This is a genomic window from Enterobacter cloacae complex sp. 2024EL-00227 (assembly GCF_043945315.1).
In the GTDB taxonomy this organism is placed as follows: Bacteria; Pseudomonadota; Gammaproteobacteria; order Enterobacterales; family Enterobacteriaceae; genus Enterobacter; species Enterobacter roggenkampii.
Map to the genome: position 1 here is coordinate 298,054 of NZ_JBIMQP010000001.1, position 22,543 is coordinate 320,596.

Annotated in this window: 20 protein-coding genes and 1 pseudogene; 13 read left to right on the forward strand and 8 right to left on the reverse strand. The window is 56.2% G+C overall.

Annotation, left to right across the window (positions count from 1 at the left end; genetic code table 11):
• Positions 1–59 precede the first annotated feature (59 nt).
• From mglB to mglC, 3 genes are all read left to right on the forward strand, one after another.
• Positions 60–1,058, forward strand: a complete 999-nt coding sequence (gene mglB / locus ACHH0Z_RS01330) for a galactose/glucose ABC transporter substrate-binding protein MglB (RefSeq protein ID WP_008500923.1) — start codon at positions 60–62, stop codon at positions 1,056–1,058.
• A 79-nt stretch (positions 1,059–1,137) separates the two neighbouring features.
• The gene (mglA, locus tag ACHH0Z_RS01335) at positions 1,138–2,658 is read left to right on the forward strand and encodes a galactose/methyl galactoside ABC transporter ATP-binding protein MglA (RefSeq protein ID WP_008500922.1); all 1,521 of its coding nucleotides are present in this window, start codon (positions 1,138–1,140) and stop codon (positions 2,656–2,658) included.
• Positions 2,659–2,673: 15 nt separating this feature from the next.
• Positions 2,674–3,684, forward strand: coding sequence for a galactose/methyl galactoside ABC transporter permease MglC (mglC, locus tag ACHH0Z_RS01340; RefSeq protein WP_008500921.1), 1,011 nt, complete (start codon positions 2,674–2,676; stop codon positions 3,682–3,684).
• 50 nt (positions 3,685–3,734) lie between these two features.
• On the opposite strand, the gene ACHH0Z_RS01345 is transcribed toward mglC, so the two are convergent.
• From ACHH0Z_RS01345 to ACHH0Z_RS01370, 6 genes are all read right to left on the reverse strand, one after another.
• Entirely contained in the window at positions 3,735–5,123 is a 1,389-nt protein-coding gene (locus ACHH0Z_RS01345; protein WP_052672913.1) for a glutamine synthetase family protein, read from the reverse strand.
• 124 nt (positions 5,124–5,247) lie between these two features.
• Complete coding sequence (gene sanA / locus ACHH0Z_RS01350; protein WP_008500918.1) at positions 5,248–5,964, reverse strand: outer membrane permeability protein SanA; 717 nt, start codon at positions 5,962–5,964, stop codon at positions 5,248–5,250.
• A 127-nt stretch (positions 5,965–6,091) separates the two neighbouring features.
• A complete protein-coding gene (gene cdd / locus ACHH0Z_RS01355) occupies positions 6,092–6,976 on the reverse strand; it encodes a cytidine deaminase (protein WP_045407646.1) in 885 nt (294 codons plus the stop codon).
• A 129-nt stretch (positions 6,977–7,105) separates the two neighbouring features.
• Positions 7,106–7,801: a CidB/LrgB family autolysis modulator gene (locus tag ACHH0Z_RS01360; RefSeq protein WP_008500916.1), complete on the reverse strand. Its 696-nt coding sequence runs from the start codon at positions 7,799–7,801 to the stop codon at positions 7,106–7,108.
• Positions 7,798–8,193: a CidA/LrgA family protein gene (locus ACHH0Z_RS01365; protein WP_014884558.1), complete on the reverse strand. Its 396-nt coding sequence runs from the start codon at positions 8,191–8,193 to the stop codon at positions 7,798–7,800. Before ACHH0Z_RS01365 ends, ACHH0Z_RS01360 begins: the two co-directional genes overlap by 4 nt.
• Positions 8,194–8,383: 190 nt before the next feature.
• Positions 8,384–9,088, reverse strand: coding sequence for a type 1 glutamine amidotransferase (locus ACHH0Z_RS01370; protein WP_045407644.1), 705 nt, complete (start codon positions 9,086–9,088; stop codon positions 8,384–8,386).
• Positions 9,089–9,147: 59 nt separating this feature from the next.
• Between ACHH0Z_RS01370 and ACHH0Z_RS01375 the strand changes: the two genes are divergently transcribed.
• The 8 genes and pseudogenes from ACHH0Z_RS01375 to ACHH0Z_RS01410 all read left to right on the forward strand — a co-directional run bounded on the left by ACHH0Z_RS01375 (position 9,148) and on the right by ACHH0Z_RS01410 (position 19,400).
• Positions 9,148–9,945, forward strand: coding sequence for a helix-turn-helix domain-containing protein (locus ACHH0Z_RS01375; protein ID WP_025913194.1), 798 nt, complete (start codon positions 9,148–9,150; stop codon positions 9,943–9,945).
• A gap of 41 nt (positions 9,946–9,986) precedes the next feature.
• Positions 9,987–10,919, forward strand: coding sequence for a tRNA dihydrouridine(16) synthase DusC (gene dusC / locus ACHH0Z_RS01380; RefSeq protein ID WP_008500912.1), 933 nt, complete (start codon positions 9,987–9,989; stop codon positions 10,917–10,919).
• 359 nt (positions 10,920–11,278) lie between these two features.
• A complete protein-coding gene (locus ACHH0Z_RS01385; protein ID WP_391524567.1) occupies positions 11,279–12,568 on the forward strand; it encodes a carbohydrate porin in 1,290 nt (429 codons plus the stop codon).
• A gap of 166 nt (positions 12,569–12,734) precedes the next feature.
• Complete coding sequence (gene licT, locus ACHH0Z_RS01390; protein WP_025913201.1) at positions 12,735–13,568, forward strand: BglG family transcription antiterminator LicT; 834 nt, start codon at positions 12,735–12,737, stop codon at positions 13,566–13,568.
• Positions 13,569–13,592: 24 nt separating this feature from the next.
• Positions 13,593–15,558, forward strand: a pseudogene (gene bglF / locus ACHH0Z_RS01395) (PTS beta-glucoside transporter subunit IIABC).
• A gap of 12 nt (positions 15,559–15,570) precedes the next feature.
• A complete protein-coding gene (locus ACHH0Z_RS01400) occupies positions 15,571–16,965 on the forward strand; it encodes a glycoside hydrolase family 1 protein (protein WP_023344541.1) in 1,395 nt (464 codons plus the stop codon).
• A 201-nt stretch (positions 16,966–17,166) separates the two neighbouring features.
• Positions 17,167–18,585, forward strand: coding sequence for a multidrug resistance outer membrane protein MdtQ (gene mdtQ / locus ACHH0Z_RS01405; RefSeq protein WP_023344540.1), 1,419 nt, complete (start codon positions 17,167–17,169; stop codon positions 18,583–18,585).
• A gap of 50 nt (positions 18,586–18,635) precedes the next feature.
• On the forward strand, positions 18,636–19,400 hold the full coding sequence (locus ACHH0Z_RS01410) for an SDR family oxidoreductase (protein WP_008500906.1): 765 nt from the start codon (positions 18,636–18,638) through the stop codon (positions 19,398–19,400).
• An 82-nt stretch (positions 19,401–19,482) separates the two neighbouring features.
• Here the strand turns inward: ACHH0Z_RS01410 and ACHH0Z_RS01415 are convergent, their stop codons facing one another.
• The gene (locus ACHH0Z_RS01415) at positions 19,483–20,055 is read right to left on the reverse strand and encodes a DedA family protein (RefSeq protein WP_008500905.1); all 573 of its coding nucleotides are present in this window, start codon (positions 20,053–20,055) and stop codon (positions 19,483–19,485) included.
• Between the two features lie 157 nt (positions 20,056–20,212).
• Here ACHH0Z_RS01415 and ACHH0Z_RS01420 point away from each other — a divergent pair, with 157 nt between their 5' ends.
• The gene (locus ACHH0Z_RS01420; RefSeq protein ID WP_023344539.1) at positions 20,213–20,800 is read left to right on the forward strand and encodes a Yip1 family protein; all 588 of its coding nucleotides are present in this window, start codon (positions 20,213–20,215) and stop codon (positions 20,798–20,800) included.
• A 167-nt stretch (positions 20,801–20,967) separates the two neighbouring features.
• Entirely contained in the window at positions 20,968–21,891 is a 924-nt protein-coding gene (gene pbpG, locus ACHH0Z_RS01425) for a D-alanyl-D-alanine endopeptidase (RefSeq protein WP_023293820.1), read from the forward strand.
• 83 nt (positions 21,892–21,974) lie between these two features.
• On the opposite strand, the gene ACHH0Z_RS01430 is transcribed toward pbpG, so the two are convergent.
• A complete protein-coding gene (locus ACHH0Z_RS01430) occupies positions 21,975–22,529 on the reverse strand; it encodes a GNAT family N-acetyltransferase (RefSeq protein ID WP_008500902.1) in 555 nt (184 codons plus the stop codon).
• Positions 22,530–22,543 lie beyond the last annotated feature (14 nt).

Consider the following 22,543-nt stretch of genomic DNA (forward strand, 5'->3'; position numbering starts at 1 on the left):
ATCTGCCCGCCGCTCGTTATTCACAAGAACTACCCTGCATAAAAAAAACCGGAGATACCATGAATAAGAAGGTGTTGACCCTGTCTGCTGTAATGGCAAGCATGCTTTTTGGTGCAGCAGCGCACGCTGCGGATACCCGTATTGGTGTGACCATCTATAAATACGACGACAACTTCATGTCTGTTGTGCGTAAAGCGATTGAGAAAGATGCGAAAGCAGCGCCAGACGTTCAGCTGCTGATGAACGACTCCCAGAATGACCAGTCCAAACAGAACGACCAGATCGACGTTCTGCTGGCGAAAGGCGTGAAAGCCCTGGCCATCAACCTGGTTGACCCGGCTGCAGCAGGCACGGTTATTGAAAAAGCGCGCGGCCAGAACGTGCCGATCGTCTTCTTCAACAAAGAACCTTCCCGTAAGGCGCTGGATAGCTACGACAAAGCGTATTACGTCGGTACCGACTCCAAAGAGTCCGGTATTATTCAGGGCGATCTGATCGCGAAACACTGGGCGGCGAACCCGAACTGGGACCTGAACAAAGACGGTCAGATTCAGTTCGTGCTGCTGAAAGGCGAACCTGGCCACCCGGATGCTGAAGCCCGTACCACCTACGTTATCAAAGAGCTGAACGACAAGGGCCTGAAAACCCAGCAGCTGGCGTTAGATACCGCGATGTGGGATACCGCTCAGGCGAAAGATAAGATGGACGCGTGGCTGTCCGGCCCTAACGCCAACAAAATCGAAGTGGTTATCGCCAACAACGATGCGATGGCAATGGGTGCGGTAGAAGCGCTGAAAGCACACAACAAATCCTCTATCCCGGTATTCGGCGTAGATGCGCTGCCAGAAGCGCTGGCGCTGGTTAAATCCGGTGCGATGGCCGGTACCGTGCTGAACGATGCCAACAACCAGGCGAAAGCCACCTTCGACCTGGCGAAAAACCTGGCCGATGGCAAAGGTGCGGCAGATGGCACCAACTGGAAAATTGACAACAAAATCGTTCGCGTACCTTACGTGGGCGTAGACCAGTCCAACCTGGCTGAGTTTATCGGTAAATAAAAGAGTTAACTTGTCTTCACTGGGCGCAACGAATTGCGCCCTTTTATAACGCGATATGCGAGGCCAACAAGGTATAATTATGGTCAGCACAACAACTCAGTCATCCGGTGAATACCTGTTGGAAATGAGCGGTATCAACAAGTCATTTCCCGGCGTTAAGGCACTCGATAATGTTAATTTAAAAGTGCGTCCTCACTCTATTCATGCCTTAATGGGGGAGAACGGTGCGGGTAAATCAACATTATTAAAATGTCTTTTTGGGATCTATCAAAAAGATTCTGGCAGCATTCTTTTTCAGGGGAAAGAGATCGATTTCCATTCAGCGAAAGAAGCACTGGAAAACGGTATCTCGATGGTTCACCAGGAATTAAACCTGGTGCTGCAGCGTTCAGTCATGGATAACATGTGGTTGGGGCGTTATCCCACCAAAGGTGTTTTTGTCGATCAGGACAAAATGTATCGCGACACCAAGGCGATTTTCGACGAGCTGGATATTGATATCGATCCGCGCGCCCGCGTGGGAACATTATCCGTCTCCCAGATGCAGATGATCGAAATTGCCAAAGCGTTCTCCTATGATGCGAAAATTGTCATCATGGACGAACCGACATCCTCATTAACGGAAAAAGAGGTTAACCACCTTTTTACCATTATTCGTAAGCTGAAAGATCGCGGCTGCGGCATTGTGTACATCTCCCACAAAATGGAAGAGATCTTCCAGCTGTGCGATGAGATCACCATCCTGCGCGACGGCCAGTGGATTGCCACGCAGCCGCTGGAAGGGCTGGACATGGACAAGATCATCGCCATGATGGTCGGCCGTTCCCTGAACCAGCGCTTCCCGGATAAAGAGAACAAGCCGGGCGAAGTGATCCTGGAAGTGCGCAATCTGACTTCGTTACGTCAGCCGTCTATCCGCGATGTTTCCTTCGACCTGCACAAGGGTGAAATCCTGGGGATTGCTGGTCTGGTGGGGGCAAAGCGTACCGATATCGTGGAAACCCTGTTTGGCATTCGTGAGAAAGCCGAAGGCACCATTACGCTGCACGGTAAGAAAATCAATAACCACAACGCCAACGAAGCCATTAATAATGGTTTTGCGCTGGTGACGGAAGAGCGTCGTTCGACCGGTATTTATGCTTATCTGGATATTAACTTTAACTCGTTAATTTCTAACATTCGCAATTACAAAAACAAAGTCGGGCTGCTGGATAATTCCCGCATGAAAAGCGATACCCAGTGGGTGATTGACTCCATGCGCGTGAAAACGCCAGGCCACCGCACCCAGATTGGTTCGCTGTCAGGCGGTAACCAGCAGAAAGTGATTATTGGCCGTTGGTTATTAACGCAGCCAGAAATTCTGATGCTGGATGAGCCGACCCGCGGTATTGACGTCGGCGCGAAGTTTGAAATTTATCAGCTGATTGCCGAGCTGGCGAAAAAGAATAAAGGGATCATTATCATTTCTTCCGAAATGCCGGAACTGTTAGGGATCACGGACCGTATTCTGGTTATGAGCAATGGTCTCGTTGCCGGTATTGTTGACACCAAAACGACAACGCAAAATGAAATTTTGCGTCTTGCGTCTTTGCACCTTTAAGATCAGGGGCTCCTCATGAGTGCGTTAAATAAAAAAAGTTTTCTCACTTACCTGAAAGAAGGCGGTATTTACGTTGTTCTTTTAGTCTTGCTGGCAATCATCATTTTCCAGGACCCTACGTTCTTAAGCCTGCTAAACCTGAGTAACATTCTGACCCAGTCCTCCGTGCGTATTATCATTGCGCTGGGCGTGGCGGGTCTGATCGTGACCCAGGGGACGGATCTTTCTGCCGGTCGTCAGGTAGGTCTGGCGGCGGTTATCGCGGCAACCCTGCTGCAGTCGATGGAAAACGCCAACAAGGTCTTCCCGGAAATGGCCACCATGCCGATTTTCGTGGTGATCCTGATTGTCTGCGCCATCGGTGCGGTGATTGGTCTGATCAACGGTATTATCATCGCCTATCTGAACGTGACGCCATTTATCACCACCCTGGGCACGATGATCATCGTTTACGGTATCAACTCCCTGTACTACGACTTCGTCGGTGCTTCGCCCATCTCGGGCTTTGACAGCGGCTTCTCGACCTTTACGCAAGGGTTTATCGCGCTGGGCAGCTTCCGCCTGTCGTACATCACCTTCTATGCGCTGATTGCGGTCGCCTTCGTCTGGATCCTGTGGAACAAAACGCGCTTTGGTAAAAACATCTTCGCTATCGGCGGTAACCCGGAAGCGGCGAAAGTGTCCGGCGTAAACGTCGCCCTGAACCTGCTTATCATCTATGCCCTGTCCGGCGTGTTCTACGCCTTCGGCGGGATGCTGGAAGCGGGCCGCATCGGCTCTGCAACGAACAACCTTGGCTTTATGTACGAACTGGATGCGATCGCAGCCTGCGTGGTGGGCGGCGTCTCCTTCAGCGGCGGCGTGGGTACCGTACTCGGCGTGGTGACCGGTGTGATCATCTTCACCGTCATCAACTACGGGTTGACCTACATCGGCGTGAACCCGTACTGGCAGTACATCATCAAGGGCGCCATCATTATCTTCGCGGTTGCGCTGGATTCACTGAAGTACGCCCGTAAGAAGTAATCGTCCCTCGCCATACCCGGCCCGCTCACCGAGCGGGCTTTTTTTATGCCCTATGCCAGATGGGACTCCTCCTGCGTCACAATCCGCTCAAACCAGTCGAGTTCAGAAAGCTTGCAGGCGACCCACTGTTCGGAAAAGGCGTCGCCCAGGCTGTCGGTGAGATACTGACAGCGGGCAAAGGCCTCAATCGCCTCCTGCTGGAACAGCGGCAGTTCGGGTTGGTCGTGCTGCGGCTCAGGGAGATCCCCCTCGTCGATATGTTCCAGCCCGTACAGCATGCCGGTCAGGATAGTGGCTGCCACCAGATACGGATTCGCATCGGCCCCGGCCAGCCGGTACTCGATACGACGGTTGCTCTCATCCGAGCAGGGAATACGCAAGGCGGCGGAGCGGGTGTTATAGCCCCAGGAGTTAAAGACGGGTTCCGTCAGGTTTTTACGCAGGCGACGAAACGCGTTGACCCCCGGCGCAAGAATGGCGACGGAGGCGGGCATCAGCGCCAGCTGGCCCGCGATGCACAAGCGCATCATGCTGCTCAGCGCGTTGACCGGCGAGGCAAAAACGTTTTCGCCACGGCTGTTGTTCAGGCTGAAATGGATGTGCAAACCGCTGCCGGAAAGCTCGCTGAACGGCTTAGCCATAAAATTGGCCTGAAGACCGTGCTTTTCAGCGACATAGCGGGTCAGGCGGCGCAGGGCCAGCACGTTATCACAGACCTCTACGACGCGCTGGCTGTGCTTCAGGTTTAATTCGTACTGTCCGGGCTCGGCTTCCGCTACCACCCCTGACAGCGGGATGCGCTGCAGGTGCGCCAGCTGTTCCAGCTCGTCAAACAGCGCCGCGTGCGCCGACGAGGCATCCATGTGAAAACAGCCCTGATTTTGCGGATCGCGATCGCCCTGTCCCGTCAGATAGAACTCGATTTCCGGGGCAATAACCGGGAAGAGGCCGTGCTGGTGGAAGCGGGCCACGACGTTCTGCAGTATCGCGCGCGGCTCAAGCGGGCAGGGATTACCGTCGCTGTCTTTCATCGTCAGCAGGATCTGCGCGTTGTGCTCCGGATCCTGCGGACAGGGACGCAAAGAGCCGGCGACAGGGACGCACAGCCGGTCGGGTTCATCATAAAGCGGGGCGGCGATGTTTCCCTTCTGGTCCATGGAGTAGACGGAAAGCGGAAAATAACAGCCTTTTTCCAGGCTCAGCATGCTCTCTACCGAGAGGCGCTTGCCGCGCATCGTGCCGTTGATATCGTTCAGGTAAACGTCAACATGTTTCGTCTGCGGGTAACGTTCCAGATAATCGGCCACTTCCACGGCAACGTTGTGCTGCAGGGCGTCAATTTTTTCATCCAGCCAGAGGCCAGAATTAAGTGCGCCAGGGAGTGATAAGCCGGGAAAGTTAAAGTACGGGCGGAGACTTTTGAGGAAAAACGCATTCATTATCGAGTTCATAGTCATTCTTCAATGAAGCCGTAGCGGCAGTGAACTCAGCTTAAAAGAGCCGACGTAAAGGGGAGATAAAAAGCGTCAGGCCCGGCGTAAAGAAAGTATAAAGGCGGCTCTGTTATTTCTCTTTTTTCTGCATATCCAGCAGCTGCTCGGGCGTGACGGCAGGATAACCCTGCGCGTCTTCCGGCACTTCGTGCATCGCCGGAATCGGCACCAGCGGGCCTAAAAAGCGTGGTTCGCGCTTAAAGATATACAGATCGGCCAGGGCACCAAAGCGGGCGCCGAACTCGCGGACGCGCACGCTCAGCATATCTTTTGGCGACGGCACCGCGTAGCACTGCGCCTGAATGCCCATGTGCAGGGCGATAAACAGCGCGCGCTCGCAGTGGAAGCGCTGGGTGATGATGATGAAGTCGTTGGTGTCGAAGACCTTGCGCGTGCGGACGATGGAGTCCAGGGTGCGGAAGCCCGCATAGTCGAGCACGATATCGGCAGGATCCACGCCCGCGGCAATCAGGTCCTTACGCATCGTCACCGGTTCGTTATAGCTTTGCAGGGCGTTATCGCCGCTCAGCAGCAGGTAGTTCACCTTGCCGCTGTTGTAGGCGTTCAGCGCGCCCTGAATGCGGTAACGGTAATACTGGTTGATGACGCCGGTGCGGTAATACTTGGCGGTGCCGAGCACCACGCCAACCTGACGATAGGGCAGGTCCTGCAGGTCGTCAAAGATGTAGGGGGCGGTTTTCCAGCTCATCCAGCGGTCGAGGCCGAGCACGATCAACAGCAGTATGCCGACCAGGACAGACAGGCTGTAAAAAACGCGCTTTAACATGCAGATGGCTCGTACCGAAGGTGAAATTTAACTCAGGCTACTTTACCCGCCTGGTTAGCGCAAGAAACAGCGACTCAACTGAGGGGTTTTTCAGCAAACTGGCGGGCATTTCTGCCCGCCGGAAGGGTTACGCCAGCAGCACGCGGTCAATCGTCGTACAGCCCAGCGCTTTAAGCGTTGCGGCAGTGGCATCCCACTGAATCAGCGGCGCATCGGCAATTTCAGCCAGAATGGCGCGCTGAATGTCAGGATAATCATAGCCGTTCAGGCTCAGCAGGTTGAGTGCGCCCTGCAGCGGCGGCAGCGTTGGGTTAAACGCGGCGTTTTCCGCATAGCTGCCGGTGAAGATTCGGCCATCGCGGCACTGCAGCGCCACGCCGCTCGGGGACGTGCTGTACGGCGTGTGGCTCTTGTTGGCGGCGGCAATCGCCGCCTGGCTCAGGTCATCGCCGGACAGGGCGAAACCGTGGTCCTGCTCGTCCATCAGCAGGGTTTTGATCTCCAGATCTTTCGGGCCAAACGCGTCAGGCAGATAATCCGCCAGCGTGTGCGGCGCGCGACCCGGCAGGTTGATGCGCAGCTGCAGCCCGCTGTTCAGCTCGTTCATAAACTGACGGCAGTGGCCGCAGGGGGTGTAGTTCACGGTAATGGCGCTCAGCGCTTTTTCACCGCGCAGCCAGGCGTGGCTGATGGCGCTCTGCTCGGCGTGAACGGTTTGCTGCATGGTTGCGCCCAGGAACTCCATATTGCCGCCGAAGTACCAGGTGCCGCTGACGCCGCGCGCAATGGCCCCGACGTTGAAGTGGGAGAGATCGGCCCGCGCGCAGGCGGCAGCCAGAGGAAGCAGTGCGAAAGCCAGCGCGTCTTCGTCCAGTCCCGTTGCCTGTTTCAGCATCGTGACCTGCTCCGCGGTCAGCAGGGCGGGGAAGTGCGCATCTGCCAGAACGGGAGCAAGGGCTGACTGCAAATTCTCTGCAAGCTGGACGAAAGCAGCTTGAAAACGTGGGTGCATGGCGTTTGCCTCATAAAGGTTAATGGATCGGTAGTTTACGGAGCCGTCAGGGCTTTATATGTGATCCACTTCTCATTATGTATGCAACTTATGAAATCAAAATAAAATTTGCGCGACGCATCGCAAATTTTAGCCCATCACTGCCAGAATCAGCGGGAAAATGAACGGGGCCAGCAGGGAGGTAATAATCCCGCAGATCACCAGCGCCAGGGAGCTAAACGCCCCTTCCTGATAATCCAGCTCCGCGCAGCGGGCAGTGCCCAGCGCGTGCGAGGCGGTGCCCATCGAGAGCCCCCGTGCCGCCTTAGTATGAATACGCATCGCGTTCAGCAGGGTGTGGCCAAACACCGCGCCGAGAATACCGACGAAAATGACGCACATCGCGCTGATGGCCGGAATGCCGCCGAGGCTGCCTCCAACCGCCATCGCGATAGGCGTGGTCACCGATTTAGGCAGAATAGAGGCGGCAATTTGCGGCGAGGCCCCCATCAACAGCGCCACCGACGTACCGGTGATCATCGCCACCAGGCTGCCCACAAAACAGATGGTAATGATGGATTTCCAGCGGGCGCGGATCTGGTGCAGCTGCTCATATAAAGGAAACGCCAGCGCCACGACGGCGGGCTGCAGCAGGTCGTTTAAGATTTTGCTGCCGGCAAAGTAGCGTTCGTAAGGGATGCCGGTGAGCAGCAGGAACGGAATAATCACCACCATCGCCACCAGCAGGGGGTTCAGCAAGGGCATTTTGAAACGCGCGGCAAGCTTACGTGCGGCGAAAAAGACTGCAAGGGTGAGCGGCAGGGACCACCAGATATTGTCCATCATTTTTTTGTTTTCTCCCCAATCACGTTACGTTCGCCATGCACCAGATGTGAACTCCAGCTCACCACCAGGAAAACCACCAGCGTACTCACCGCGCAGGAAACAACAATCGGGCCGAACTGGGCTTTGAGCAAATCAAAATACTGCATGACCCCGACGCCGATAGGCACGAAAAGCAGCGCCATATAGCGAATGAGGACGAAGCAGCCGGGATTGACCCACTTTGCAGGCAGGATTTGCAGCGCCAGCAGCACGAAGAGGATCAGCATGCCGATAATGCTGCCGGGAATGGTGATGGGCAGCAGCGACGCGATGAAAATCCCGGCATACAGGCAGGCGTAAATCAGGACGAATGCGCGCAGATATTGCCAGATAATGTTCAGTGATTTGCTCATGGTGATAGTCCTTGCTGAAACGCATTCATCATACAATTAAACCTAAAAATGTGCCACGGATCACATCATGAATTTTGAGCATACCAGACATTCCGGAATGGAACGTCCGGTATCACCTTACTGGTGCAGGCTACAGTTTAGAGGAAAGGGATTGCGCTGGCGAAGTAACGCGCCAGAGAAGGCATCAGCGTCAGGCGGTCAGCTTATCGAGAAAAGCAAACAGCACCTGGTTCATTTCGCGATAATCATGCGAGCGGAGTTTTTCCGCCGTTTCGACAAAACGGAATTCACCCGCGCGGCGGAGGTCATTCTGCGAATGCTCAATCAGCAACTCTACCACCTCCGGCGTCAGCTCCATATGGCACTGAAAACCGTAAACCCGTTCGCCATATTGCACGATCTGACGGGGACAGCCCTCGCTGTAAGCGAGCACCTTAGCCTGTGGCGTCAACCCTGGCATGTCGTTATGCCAGTGACCGACGCTCAGCTCGTGGCCAAAATTCTCAAACAGCGGGTTCGCCTTGCCTGCATCTGTGAGCCTGACGGGAAATTTGCCGATCTCTTTTTCCGGGCTGTGGCAAAACGCGGCGCCCAGCGCTTCGCCGATAAGCTGTGAGCCCAGACAAACGCCTATCACCGTTTTACCTGCCTCTATCGCGCGGCTGATGAGTGCCTTTTCCGCCTGCGCATCAAACCAGGGGCATTCCTCACGCGTGGTGGCGGGTGACTGCGGGCCTCCCATGATGATAAGCAGGTCTGTGCCCCCCAGTTCCTCAGGTAACGGATCGCCCTGATACACTCTGGTGTAGCTCAGACTGCAGCCGCGACTTTTCCCCCAGATTTCATAGGCGCCTGGCGCCTCGAAATGTTCATGAATAATAAAATGGATGTGCATTGCGTCTCTCTCTGGTTACGTGTACAAGCAGCATCATAAGAGGAAGGGGGGAATGTGAAATGCCAACCGTTATCGATAAAACGCCAATTCACGACGATGCTATCGGATGGTCAAGAGGGGCAATTCGCTATACGCGCGGCGAAGTCGATCCGCCTCACCAGCATTCGCAGGGACAACTTTTGTTTGCCATCAAAGGAGTCATGCTGGTCGAAACCGGCAGCCAACGCTGGGTCATACCGCCGCAGCGCGCGCTGTGGATCCCTCCCTTTCAGGAGCATACCTACAGCGTGTTATCCGCAACGGAGCTTCGCGCGGTCTGGTTTAGCCCGGCACTGATTTCGCAATGCGAACCTTTTAAGCGGAAAGACGAGGTTCACGTGATTATGGCCACAGCGTTGTTCAAAGAGCTGATTGCCGGGCTGTTCAGCGCGGAATACCGGCCGGCAAGCCAGCGCAGCATGGCCGTTTTGCTGCTCGACATCCTCAGCGAGACGCAGCAGATTTCAGCCGAACTGCCGATGCCCGTGGATGAGCGCTTACATCGCGTGGCCTGTGACCTCATTGCCAACAATCTCTGGGATCTCTCTCTGGAAAGGCTGGCGGAACGGGCCGCGATGTCTGAACGCACATTTTCACGTGCGTTTATCAACGATACCGGCTTTAGCTTCCGGGCTTGGCGACAGCGCGCAAGGATTTGTGCCTCGCTGGATCTCCTCGCCAACGGATACCCGGTTAAGCAGGTGGCCTGGATGCTGGGGTTTTCCGGCCCGGCGGCATTTGCGGCGGCGTTTCGCGCCATTGTTGGGGCAACGCCGGGTGACTTTCTGCCTGAACAGAAGCGCTTCCCAGCGATATAGAGAGCGGCTACTATAGCGCGTCTTTTTTCACAGGTACTGCTATGCGTGTTTTACTGGCCCCAATGGAAGGCGTGCTCGACTCCCTCGTGCGCGAGCTTCTGACCGAGGTGAACGACTACGATCTCTGCGTGACGGAGTTTTTGCGCGTGGTCGATATGCTGTTGCCGGTAAAATCCTTCTTCCGGCTTTGCCCCGAGCTGCACAACCAGAGCCGGACCTCTTCCGGCACGCTGGTGCGGATTCAGCTGCTCGGCCAGTACCCGGAATGGCTGGCGGAAAACGCCGCCCGCGCGGTTGAGCTGGGCTCTTACGGGGTAGATCTCAACTGCGGCTGTCCGTCGAAGCTGGTGAACGGCAGCGGCGGCGGGGCGACGTTGCTGAAAGATCCCGAGCTGATTTACCGCGGCGCGAAAGCCATGCGCGAGGCGGTACCCGCGCATTTGCCGGTGACGGTAAAGGTGCGCCTGGGGTGGGACAGCGATGCCCGACAGTTCGAGATCGCCGATGCGGTGCAGCAGGCCGGGGCCACCGAGCTGGTGGTGCATGGCCGCACTAAAGAAGATGGCTACAAAGCCGATCGCATAAACTGGCAGGCGATCGGTGAGATCCGCAAACGCCTCTCCATTCCGGTGATCGCCAACGGCGAAATATGGGATTACGAGAGCGCGCAGGCCTGTCTGCAGGCCACCGGCTGCGATGCGGTAATGATCGGCCGCGGCGCGCTGAATGTGCCCAACCTCAGCCGGGTGGTGAAATATAACGAACCGCGTATGCCCTGGGCAGATGTCGTCACGCTGCTGCAAAAATACAGCCGTCTGGAAAAGCAGGGCGATACCGGTTTGTATCACGTCGCGCGTATTAAGCAGTGGCTGAGTTATTTACGCAAAGAGTACGAGGAAGCGCTGGAATTATTTCAGGAGATTCGTACTTTACAGACGTCGGCTGATATTGCGCGGGTGATTCAGTCCAAATAATAAGCGTTAAATTGCTCACACTTTTTTAAAACAGAAAACAGTTCAGGTTTTCAACGTGGCGCGACGGTGTTAAGGTGCCACTGTTTTCAACGCAGGATTGTGACTGGTTAACAGGCAAAACCTAAGCGTTCCACAGCATTTTCGCTGTGGGGCGCTTAGGTTTTTTTTTGCCTGTCATTTACGCAGGAGAGATATTTGGCTTAGCGCTTTTTAATGATTCTTAAAAAAAGAAATATCGACAGGAAATAGAAAAATTTCCTGCGGCCGGTTACGCACTCAATACTCAATCACAGGTTGTTATCATGGCATATAAAAATAAACTCTATGCGTTCGCCTTATTGGCGATATCCCCGCTGTCGATGGCGCAAGACTGGAACGGTACGGTATTAGGGTTGGAAGCTCCGCCGGAGCCTGTGCTGGGCGAAATGCTCGGCATACGTAAAATCCTTAACGATAACGGTTTTACCTATAACCTCGGATACCTGAATGAAATTGGCTGGAACGGCGGTGGCGGATATAACCACGACTCCCACGTGGCCTATATTGACCAGTTCGCGCTGACCTTCAACCAGGATCTGGAGCGCTGGACCGGTATCCCGGACGCGCGTATCGAGGGGAACATCGTCAACCGCAACCACAATGACGATCTCACCACCAAACGCGTGCAGGACCCGCGCGTCAACTTCAACGATCTGACCCAGGAGAGCTGGGGCGGGCAGTCGATTACCCGTCTGGGCTGGCTGACCTTTGCCCGCAGCTTTGACGACCGGCGTCTGACCTGGCGCATCGGGATGATGAACAAGGTGCAGACCTTCGATCAAATTATCCCCTGTGATTTCCAGCTGCTGTCCCAGTGTGGCGGGAAGTCAGCCAACTCGCTGACCTGGAACAACTGGAACGTGCATACCTGGGGCACCACGCTTGCCTATAAACTCACGCCGACGCTGACCTTAAAAGGCGGCGTGATGGAGCAGAATCCGCAGGCCGCCAGCCGCAGCCATGCCTGGAGCTGGTCGACGAAGGGCAGCAAAGGGGTCTTACTGCCGGTTGAAATCGAAGCGCGTCCGCTGATTAACGGCCTGCCGGGCGCGTACAACCTGGGCGTGGTGTTTACCAACGCGCCGCAAACCGATCTCTATCGCGGCAAATCCGGCGGGGCGGGCGCGACGGACCCGGACGGATTCGATACCCACAACCGGACCTGGTTCATGTACGCCGGGCTGAACCAGCAGCTTACGCAGCATCAGGATGACCCGAATCGCGGGTTGAGCTCCTCGTTCAGCATGAGCCTTGCGGATCAGAGCACTAACTACATGCATCAGGTTTATGCCGCCTCGCTGCGCTACCGCGGACTGTTTGATGCGCGACCGGAAGACTGGATTGGCTTTGGCTTAACCTGGATTGATATGAGCAGCCAGTACGCCCGCAACCAGCGTTACCTGAACAGCCTGAGCGGCGTGAGCGACTACAACAATCCGGCCTGGCACCCGGTGCCGGGCCATTCCCTGAACGGCGAGTTTTACTACCGCTTTCGTCCGGTGTCATGGCTTGAACTGCAGCCGGGCATTCAGTACTGGCACCATCCCGGCGGGGTCAGTCGCACCCAGGATGCCTGGGTCACCGAGCTGAAAACGGTGGTGACCTTCTGATATCACGGTAGCAAGTTCGATCCGCGTCACGTTTCTGACGCGTGACGCATTGAGGCTACGAATGAAACTGATAGAGTGCCAGAACTGGATTGTTACTGCTTAGGCAGGCAAAACCTGATTTTCTGGCATCTGCCGGAGGTCAGGTTTTTTTGTTTCTGGGGTTCAGATGAAAATCGCCAAGATACTCAATAATAACGTGGTGGTTGTTCAGGATGAGCGCGGGCGCGAACAGGTGGTGATGGGCCGTGGGCTGGCCTTTCAGAAGCGCGTCGGAGAAGCGCTGGATACCGCGCGGGTTGAAAAGGTGTTTGCGTTACAAAGCGATGAACTGGTGCGTCGGCTCGGCGAGCTGCTGAGTCAGATTCCGCTGGAGGTGATGACCACCTGCGACCGCATCATCGGGCTGGCGGCGCAGCGGCTGGGCAAGCTGCAGGAGAGCTTGTATATCACCCTCACCGATCACTGCTACTTTGCGATTGAGCGGCAGAAGAACGGGTTGGCCATCAAAAACGTGCTGCTGTGGGATATTAAACGGCTGTATCCGAAGGAGTTCGAATTAGGGCAGGAGGCGCGGGCCATTATCGCCAGACGCCTTAACGTCGAACTGGAGGAGGATGAGGCCGGTTTTATCGCGCTGCATCTGGTCACCGCGCAGCTTAACAGCGAAATGCCGGAGGTGATGCACGTGACGCGGGTGATGCAGGAGATCCTGCAGCTGGTGAAGTATCAGCTGCAGCTTGAGTATGACGAAGAGTCGCTCAGCTACCAGCGTTTCGTCACCCACCTGAAGTTTTTTGCCCAGCGGATGCTCAGCCGCACCGTGGTGGAAGATGACGATGTCTCGCTGCATACGGCAGTCAAAGACAACTACGCGAAGGCGTGGAAATGCGCCGAGAAAATTGCGCAGCACCTGAACAAAAGCTACCAGCGTGAGCTGACAACCGAAGAAATTATGTTCCTCGCCATTCATATCGAGCGGGTGAGAAAAGAGGGGCGTTAAGCCTCAAAACAGGATTGTTACTGCATCACGCAGGCAAAACCTGAGCGCGGCCTTCGTCAGAAGGTCGTTCTCGGGTTTTTTTATTTTTGTACTCAGTCAACAGGTGCCTGCGGGCATCGGATGTAAGGAAATCGAGATGGAATACCAGGCGTTAGCGAAGGATATTCTCGGCCACGTTGGCGGAAAAGAGAACATCGTCAGTCTTGTGCACTGTGCGACCCGGCTTCGCTTCAAACTGAAAGAGAATCAACGGGCGGATGCGGAAGGGCTCAAGAAAAACCCGGGCGTGATCATGGTGGTCGAAAGCGGCGGCCAGTTTCAGGTGGTGATTGGCAACCACGTTCACGACGTCTGGCAGGCGGTGCGCAATGAAGCAGGCCTGACCGACGATGCCCCTGTCGTGGAAGAGAAGGGCGAAAAGGGGAACCTGCTGGGCCGCCTGATTGACATCGTCTCCGGGATCTTTACCCCGTTTATCGGCATTCTGGCCGCGTCCGGTATTCTGAAGGGGCTGCTGGCGCTGGCCGTGGTCTGCGGCTGGCTCACGACCGAGAGCGGCACGTATAAAATCTGGTTTGCCGCCAGCGATGCGCTGTTTTTCTTCTTCCCGCTGGTGCTGGGCTATACCGCCGGGAAAAAGTTCGGCGGCAACCCGTTTATTACCATGGTGATCGGCGGGGCGCTCACCCATCCGGTGATGATTGCGGCATTTAACGCCAGCCAGCAGCCGGGGGCGGTATCGGAAGCCTTTTTGGGCATCCCCGTCACGTGGTTCAACTACAGCGCGTCGGTGATCCCGATTATTCTCGCCGCGTGGGTCAGCTGCTGGCTGGAAAAACAGAGCACCAGGCTGCTGCCTTCCTCGATGAAAAACTTCTTCGCGCCGCTGATCTGTCTGGGCGTGACCGTGCCGCTGACTTTCCTCGTTATCGGGCCGCTGGCGACCTGGCTGAGCCAGATGCTGGCGAACGGCTATCAGACTATTTACGTTCTGGCACCGTGGCTGGCGGGCGCGGCGATGGGCGCGCTGTGGCAGGTCTGCGTTATTTTTGGCCTGCACTGGGGGCTGGTGCCGCTGATGATCAACAACCTGGCGGTGCTGGGGCATGACTCAATGCTGCCCATGCTTTTGCCTGCGGTGTTTGGCCAGGTGGGGGCGGCGCTGGGCATTTTTCTGCGTACCCGCGATGCGCGTCAGAAAATGCTGGCCGGTTCATCCGTGACGGCAGGTATTTTTGGTATCACCGAACCCGCAGTGTATGGCGTAAACCTGCCGCTGCGCCGTCCGTTTATCTTTGGCTGCGTGGCTGGCGCTATCGGTGGGGCGATTGTCGGCTTCAGTGACACCCACGTTTACTCCTTCGGCTTCGCCAATATCTTTACCATCGCCCAGATGATTCCGCCGGGCGGCGTGGACGCCACGCTGTGGGGAGGCATTATCGGCACGGTGGTGGCGCTGGTGCTGAGCTGCGGCCTGACGCTGCTCGCCGGTATGCCAGGAAACACCGCGCCAGAGAATGTGGTCTCCGCGGGCGAAAACGATGTGCTATCGCCGATGACCGGTACCGTTCTTGCTCTCGACCAGGTGCCGGATACCACGTTTGCCAGCGGCCTGCTGGGCAGCGGCGCCGCGATTATTCCCTCCGATAACAAAGTGGTTGCCCCGTTTGCCGGTGTGGTGGCTTCGCTGTTCCAGACCAAACACGCCATCGGCCTGCTCAGTAACAGCGGGATTGAAGTGTTGATCCACGTGGGTATCGACACCGTGAAGCTCGACGGCAGGCCGTTTACCGCCCATGTGAAGGTCGGTGACAAGGTGCAGCCCGGCGATCTGCTGCTGGAGTTTGACCGACAGGCGATTATCGATGCCGGATACGACCTGGCGACCCCGATTATTATCAGTAACAGCGACGAGTATCGCGAGGTGGCGACCGTGGCGGCAACGTCCGTCATTGCCGGTGCGCCGTTACTCAGCGTCAGTCATCAATAACAGGAGAACGTGATGAAAACTTTCCCGGACGATTTTTTATGGGGTGGCGCGGTTGCCGCGAATCAGGTAGAGGGTGCGTATCTGGAGGAGGGGAAAGGGCTGTCCACCTCTGACGTTCAGCCGCAGGGTGTCTTCGGCCCGGTAGTTGAGCGCGTCCCTGGGGACAGCGGCATCAAGGATGTCGCCATCGACTTCTATCATCGCTACCCGGAAGACATCAAGCTGTTCGCCGAGATGGGCTTTAGCTGCCTGCGCGTCTCCATTGCCTGGACCCGCATTTTTCCGAACGGTGACGAGCAGCAGCCGAACGAGGCGGGGCTGGCGTTTTACGACCGGTTGTTTGACGAGCTGGCCGCGCACAACATCACGCCGCTGGTGACGCTGTCGCACTATGAAATGCCGTGGGGGCTGGTGAAGCAGTACGGCGGGTGGGGCAGCCGTCAGACTATCGGCTTCTTTGAGCGCTATGCCCGTACCGTGTTTGCGCGCTACAAAGAGAAGGTCAAGCTGTGGCTGACCTTCAACGAGATCAATATGTCTCTGCACGCGCCGATGACCGGCGTCGGTCTGCCGGAAACCAGCAGCAAAGGGGAGGTGTACCAGGCGATCCACCACCAGCTGGTGGCCAGCGCGCTGGCGGTGAAGGCCTGCCATGAGATTATCCCGGATGCCAGAATCGGCAACATGCTGCTGGGCGGCCTGATGTATCCGCTGACCTGCAAGCCGGAAGATGTTCTGGAGACGCTGCAGGAAAACCGCGCGTGGCAATTCTTTGGCGACGTGCAGTGCCGTGGCGCCTACCCGGGCTATATGCAGCGCTTCTTCCGCGACAACGGCATTCAGCTAGAGGTCACTGACGCCGACCGCGAGGCGCTGAAATCTACCGTCGATTTTATCTCCTTCAGCTACTACATGACGGGCTGCGTCACCGCGGATGAAGCCCTCAACCAGCAGGCGCGCGGCAACATCCTGAGCATGGTGCCAAACCCGCATCTGGCCAGTTCCGAATGGGGCTGGCAGATTGACCCCATCGGCCTGCGTACTCTGCTAAACGTGCTCTGGGATCGCTATCAGAAGCCGCTGTTTATCGTGGAAAATGGCCTCGGGGCGAAGGATAAACCGGACGCAGACGGCGTGGTGAAGGACGACTACCGCATCAGCTACCTTAACGACCATCTGGTGCAGGTGCGTGAAGCCATTGAAGACGGCGTTGAGGTGATGGGCTACACCAGCTGGGGGCCCATCGATCTGGTAAGCGCATCAAAAGCTGAACTCTCTAAGCGCTACGGCTTTATTTACGTCGATCGCGATGACAGCGGGAAAGGCACGCTGGCGCGCAGCCGTAAGAAAAGTTTCTACTGGTATAAAGAGGTTATTGCGACAAAAGGCGCTTCGCTGAAAGTTTAATAAAGCGATCAACCTGACAGGGGATGTTCACACTGTCGGGTTGATTATTTTTTATTTGCATAATTCAATTTAAATAATAATTCTGGTGAATATTTTTCCGTATATTTAAATCTATGACAATTTACGCATTGCCACGCATTACTAAAAAAATAAAGAGAATAAAGCGTAATTTGCGCCTTTATTTTTTGAGTTTATGGCGTCATGAAACGTTCTCTTATTTTATCTCTGAGTGCTCCCTTCGTTTTTATTCTGGCTGCCTGTGCGCCTGAACATGCCACGGTATCTCCCATTAAAACGCAAACCACGGCGGCGTCGGTGAATACGGTTCTGAATCATCAGGACTGGCCGAAAAATGAGTGGTGGAAAGCATATAACGATCCGGAACTTAACGGGCTTATTGCGAAAGCATTAAGCGATGCGCCGGATATGCAGATTGCCCGTCAGCGAATTACGCTTGCAGAAGCCCAGGCCAAAGCGGCTATGGCTGCCGACGGTCCGCAGATTGATTTTTCAGCGGATGCCGAACGTCAGAAAATGTCCGCCGAGGGGCTGATGGGGCCCTTTGCCATTACCGACCCGGCGGCAGGGACAACCGGGCCGTGGTACACCAACGGCACCTTTGGCCTGACGGCAGGCTGGGATCTCGATCTGTGGGGAAAAAATCGCGCGCAGGTCGAAGCCCGGATTGGCAAAGTGAATGCGCAAAAAGCGGAGCTGGAGCAGACCCGTCAGCTGCTGGCCAGCAGCGTGGCGCGGCTCTACTGGGAGTGGCAAACGCAGGCCGCCGTGGGGGAGGTCCTCGCGCAGATTAAACATGAGCAGGACAATATTATCGGTGCCGATCGCGAGCTGTATCAACACGGGATCACCTCCTCCGTGGAGGGCGTTGAAACGGATATCAACGCCAGCAAAACCGAAGAGCAGCTGGCCGAAGTCAACGGGAAAATGAAAGCCATTGAGGCGCGCCTGGTCGCGCTGACGAACGCCTCCTCTGTGAAGCTGACGCGGCACGCTTTGCCAACGGTGGAAGCCTCGCTACCGTCGACGCTCGGCTATGAACTGCTGGCACGCCGTCCGGATCTGCAGGAGGCGCACTGGTATATCGAAGCCTCCATGAGCGAAGTGGAGGCCGCCCGAGCGGCGTTTTATCCTGACGTGAACCTGATGGCGTTCTTACAGCAGGATGCCCTCCATCTGAGCGATCTGTTCCGTTCGTCCGCGCAGCAGATGGGCGTGACCGCCGGGCTGACGCTGCCGATTTTCGACAGCGGCAGGCTTAACGCCGGGCTGGATATCGCTCAGGCGCAGAACAACCTTTCAGTAGCCAACTACAACAAAACGGTGGTAGAGGCCGTTAATCAGGTGGCACACACGGCCAGTGAAGTCGAAACGCTCATAGCGAAAAACAGCCACCAGCAGCAGGTTGAAAAAGATGCGGCACGGGTTGTGGCGCTGGCGCAGGCGCGTTTCAGCGCGGGGATCGTTGCGGGCTCCCGGGTCAGTGAAGCCAGAATACCGGCCCTTAAAGAGCACCTCGAAGGATTGCTGCTGAAGGGGCAGTATGTGGACGCCACGCTGCAGCTGACCTCCGCGCTGGGCGGTGGCTATCATCATGGCTAAAAAAGGTCATTAACTATACTTACCTCTTTGCAGTTTTTCAGGAGGTGAGTATGACCAGAGTAGCGATTGTGACCGCATCGGATTCCGGGATCGGTAAAACCACGGCCCTGATGCTGGCAGAGCGCGGGTTTGATATTGGCGTCACCTGGCACTCGGATGAGAAAGGGGCGCTGGAAACCTGCCGTGAAGTCGAAGCGCAGGGGCAGCGCGCGGAGGCTGTCCACCTTGATTTAAGCACCCTGCCGGAAGGCGCTGAGGCCATAGAGACGCTGATTGCGCGCTTTGGCCGGCTGGACGTGCTGGTCAATAATGCAGGGGCGATGACCAAAGCGCCGTTCCTCGAGATGCCGTTTGACGACTGGCGGAATATTTTCACCGTCGACGTGGACGGTGCGTTTCTCTGTTCACAGATAGCCGCAAGGCAGATGGTGAAGCAGGGGGAAGGGGGGCGGATTGTGAACATCACCTCGGTGCATGAACACACGCCTCTGCCGCAAGCGAGTGCCTACACGGCGGCAAAACACGCGCTCGGCGGCTTAACCAAATCCATGGCGATGGAGTTGGTGAAGCACAACATTCTGGTGAACGCCGTCGCGCCGGGCGCGATTGCCACGCCGATGAACGACATGGACGACAGCGAAGTGAAGGAAGGCTCCATGCCGGAAATTCCGCTGGCCAGGCCGGGCCACACGAAAGAGATTGCCAGCCTGGTGGCGTGGCTGTGCGACAGCGACGCCAGCTATACAACAGGGCAATCGTTTATCGTCGACGGGGGCTTTATGCTGGCGAACCCGCAGTTTAAGCCGGAGGGATAGATTCCCCTCTCCCTGTGAGAGAGGGTATTTTTAGTTCCCTCTCCCTGTGGGAGAGGGTTAGGGTGAGGGCATCAGGCCGCACTCACTCCTCATCCCGCGTCTTTTCCCGATGCTTCAGCCACAGTCGCACCGCAATCACCGCCACGACCACCAGAATCAACCACGCCCAGTGCTTCAGGTGCTGGTCGAGATTATGCAGCCAGGGCGCAATCACTTCGCCCCCTACATAACCGAGCGTCGTAAAGATCAGCGCCCAGGCAATCGCGCCCACAATATTGAGCGGCAGAAAAATTTTGGGCGGCAGATGGCTGGCGCCAATCAGTATCGGCCCGATAATGCGAAAGCCATACATAAAGCGCGTGCCAATAACGAACAGGTAGGGATGACGTTGAATGAGCCGCTGAGCGCGGCGGATTTTCTTCTGATGCTTTGCGAAACGCTTGAGCAGCGTGGGCCCAAAGCGCAGCCCCAGAAAGTAGAGCAGCTGATCGCCTATCATCCCGCCCAGCGCGACCGCGGCAACGACCAGCGGGAACTTCAGTAACCCCTGATGCGCGGCGACGCCCCCTAACAGCGTGATGGTTTCACCTTCTGCCACGCTGCCGATGACCAGCGCGGCATAGCCATATTGCTCAATGAGTGCGTTAATATCCATTACGTAACGGTTTTCTCCCTCTGCGTGCCTCGTTTAATCATATACCCCTTGAATCAACGGCGGGGAAATCAACGGAAATTTCCCACTGTACATAAAATAATCTAAAGCCTGCATTATACTTAAGGTATCGCTGACGGGCCGACAACAAGGGGGCGCTATGAACCATGTCTGGGGACTTTTCTCCCATCCCGATCGTGAAATGCATGTCATTAAAAGTGAGAACGAAACGGTCTCGCATCATTACACGCACCACGTGCTGCTGATGGCCGCGGTGCCGGTAATATGCGCTTTTATCGGAACGACACAAATCGGCTGGAACTTCGGTGACGGCACCGTGGTTCAGCTTTCCTGGTTTACCGGACTCTATCTTGCCATCATCTTTTATGGCCTGATGCTGGCGGGGGTGGCGGTCATGGGGCGCGTCATACACTGGATGGCGCGTAACTATCCGCAGCGTCCATCGCTGGCGCACTGTATGGTCTTTGCCGGGTATGTCGCGACCCCGCTGTTCTTAAGCGGTATTGTTGCGCTCTATCCACTGGTCTGGCTGTGCGCGCTGATCGGTACCATTGCCCTCTTTTACACCGGTTATCTGCTGTATCTGGGGATTCCTACCTTTCTGAATATCAATAAAGAAGAGGGGCTGAGCTTCTCGAGCTCAACGCTCGCCATCGGGGTGCTGGTGCTGGAGGCGCTCCTGGCGCTGACGGTGATTCTTTGGGGTTATGGATACCGTCTCTTCTGAGTTCACTGCATTGCTGGCGTAAATGCCAGCAATGCAGCATCCGTTCACGATTATCCTCTGGCGACAACGCCCGCTGACGGCTATGATGCCGAGGCCAGCCTGTGTTTATCTAACAACCCAGGCGGTGTACGTCATAACGTGCGTGAATAATTATCAGAAGTCTCACCATGCTGAAATTCCGAGTCTCTTTACTTAGCCTGGCTCTGTTGCTGGGTGCGTCCGCAGTCGTACCGGCCGTCGCCAAAACGCCCGCGGTGACCACCGCTGCTGCTCAGCCGCAAATTGCGTCCGGCAGCGCGATGATTGTCGATCTCAACACCAATAAGGTGATTTACGCCAGCCATCCGGACCTGGTGCGACCGATCGCCTCAATTACCAAATTAATGACCGCGATGGTGGTGCTTGATGCCCATCTGCCGCTGGACGAAAAACTGAAAGTGGATATTAGCCACACGCCGGAGATGAAAGGGATCTACTCCCGCGTGCGGCTGAACAGTGAGATCAGCCGTAAAAATATGCTGCTGCTGGCGCTGATGTCGTCTGAAAACCGCGCGGCGGCGAGCCTGGCGCACCACTATCCGGGCGGCTACGACGCGTTTATCCGCGCGATGAACGCGAAAGCCAAAGCGCTGGGGATGAACAATACGCACTATGTGGAACCGACGGGGCTGTCGATCAACAACGTCTCCACGGCGCGCGATCTGACGAAACTGCTGATTGCCAGCAAACAGTACCCGCTGATTGGTCAGCTCAGTACCACCCGTGAAGAGATGGCGACCTTTGCGAACCCGGCCTATACGCTGCCGTTCCGCAATACTAACCATCTGGTATACCGGGATAACTGGAATATTCAGCTAACCAAAACCGGCTTTACCAACGCGGCCGGACACTGTCTGGTGATGCGCACCGTATTTAACGGTAAGCCGGTGGCGCTGGTAGTGATGGATGCCTTCGGCAAATACACGCACTTCGCGGATGCGAGCCGCCTGCGTACCTGGATTGAAACAGGAAAAGTGCAGCCTGTCCCGGCCGCGGCATTGACGTATAAAAAGCAGAAAGCGGAGCAGATGGCGACGGCGCAGAACGACTGAGCCGTCTGTCAGCGCCGGGTGGCGGCTTTGCCTTACCCGGCCTACAAACACTAAAAACGGTAACCCAGGTTACCGTTTTGCGTTTATTCCGGCAGCGTCCAGTCACCATCGTTGAGCGGGCGCTGCATAATCACCGTATCCCGCCAGTCGCCTTTCTTATAGCCTACGCTGCGCAGCTGACCGACAATCACGAAGCCATGTTTTTTATGCAGACGTAACGAGCCGGCATTGTTATTGCCATCTCCTACCACGGCAATCATCTGCCGCCACGGCCCTTGCTCGCAGCGTGCGATCAGCGCATCCATCAGTGCCGTGCCAAAACCGCGCCCGGTGATGCTGGCATCCACGTAAATCGACTCTTCCAGGGTATAGCGGTAGGCGTGTCGCGGTCGGTAAGGGGTGGCATAGCAGTAGCCCACCACAATGCCGCGGTACAGCGCGATAAGCCACGGTAAACCGTTCTCCGCCACGCTTTTCATGCGATGACGCATTTCGTCAATAGTCGGGGGGACTTCTTCAAATGACGCGCGCCCGTGAAGCACATGCCAGGCATAGATCGCGGCAATGGCATGCACATCATCGGGACGGGCGTCGCGCACTTCCAGCTCGGTCTCGGATAAAACATCAATAGCCGACATGATGTGCCTGCTCC

Coding starts and splice junctions, on each gene's coding strand:
- cdd (WP_045407646.1), bottom strand. CDS start 6,976: ATGCACCCACGTTTTCAAGCTGCTTTCGTCCAGCTTGCAGAGAATTTG.
- ACHH0Z_RS01365 (WP_014884558.1), bottom strand. CDS start 8,193: ATGAGCAAATCACTGAACATTATCTGGCAATATCTGCGCGCATTCGTC.
- sanA (WP_008500918.1), bottom strand. CDS start 5,964: ATGTTAAAGCGCGTTTTTTACAGCCTGTCTGTCCTGGTCGGCATACTG.
- ACHH0Z_RS01370 (WP_045407644.1), bottom strand. CDS start 9,088: ATGCACATCCATTTTATTATTCATGAACATTTCGAGGCGCCAGGCGCC.
- mdtQ (WP_023344540.1), top strand. CDS start 17,167: ATGAAACGTTCTCTTATTTTATCTCTGAGTGCTCCCTTCGTTTTTATT.
- dusC (WP_008500912.1), top strand. CDS start 9,987: ATGCGTGTTTTACTGGCCCCAATGGAAGGCGTGCTCGACTCCCTCGTG.
- ACHH0Z_RS01430 (WP_008500902.1), bottom strand. CDS start 22,529: ATGTCGGCTATTGATGTTTTATCCGAGACCGAGCTGGAAGTGCGCGAC.
- mglA (WP_008500922.1), top strand. CDS start 1,138: ATGGTCAGCACAACAACTCAGTCATCCGGTGAATACCTGTTGGAAATG.
- ACHH0Z_RS01345 (WP_052672913.1), bottom strand. CDS start 5,123: ATGAATGCGTTTTTCCTCAAAAGTCTCCGCCCGTACTTTAACTTTCCC.
- ACHH0Z_RS01415 (WP_008500905.1), bottom strand. CDS start 20,055: ATGGATATTAACGCACTCATTGAGCAATATGGCTATGCCGCGCTGGTC.
- ACHH0Z_RS01420 (WP_023344539.1), top strand. CDS start 20,213: ATGAACCATGTCTGGGGACTTTTCTCCCATCCCGATCGTGAAATGCAT.
- ACHH0Z_RS01385 (WP_391524567.1), top strand. CDS start 11,279: ATGGCGCAAGACTGGAACGGTACGGTATTAGGGTTGGAAGCTCCGCCG.
- ACHH0Z_RS01360 (WP_008500916.1), bottom strand. CDS start 7,801: ATGATGGACAATATCTGGTGGTCCCTGCCGCTCACCCTTGCAGTCTTT.
- mglB (WP_008500923.1), top strand. CDS start 60: ATGAATAAGAAGGTGTTGACCCTGTCTGCTGTAATGGCAAGCATGCTT.
- mglC (WP_008500921.1), top strand. CDS start 2,674: ATGAGTGCGTTAAATAAAAAAAGTTTTCTCACTTACCTGAAAGAAGGC.
- pbpG (WP_023293820.1), top strand. CDS start 20,968: ATGCTGAAATTCCGAGTCTCTTTACTTAGCCTGGCTCTGTTGCTGGGT.
- ACHH0Z_RS01375 (WP_025913194.1), top strand. CDS start 9,148: ATGCCAACCGTTATCGATAAAACGCCAATTCACGACGATGCTATCGGA.
- ACHH0Z_RS01400 (WP_023344541.1), top strand. CDS start 15,571: ATGAAAACTTTCCCGGACGATTTTTTATGGGGTGGCGCGGTTGCCGCG.
- ACHH0Z_RS01410 (WP_008500906.1), top strand. CDS start 18,636: ATGACCAGAGTAGCGATTGTGACCGCATCGGATTCCGGGATCGGTAAA.
- licT (WP_025913201.1), top strand. CDS start 12,735: ATGAAAATCGCCAAGATACTCAATAATAACGTGGTGGTTGTTCAGGAT.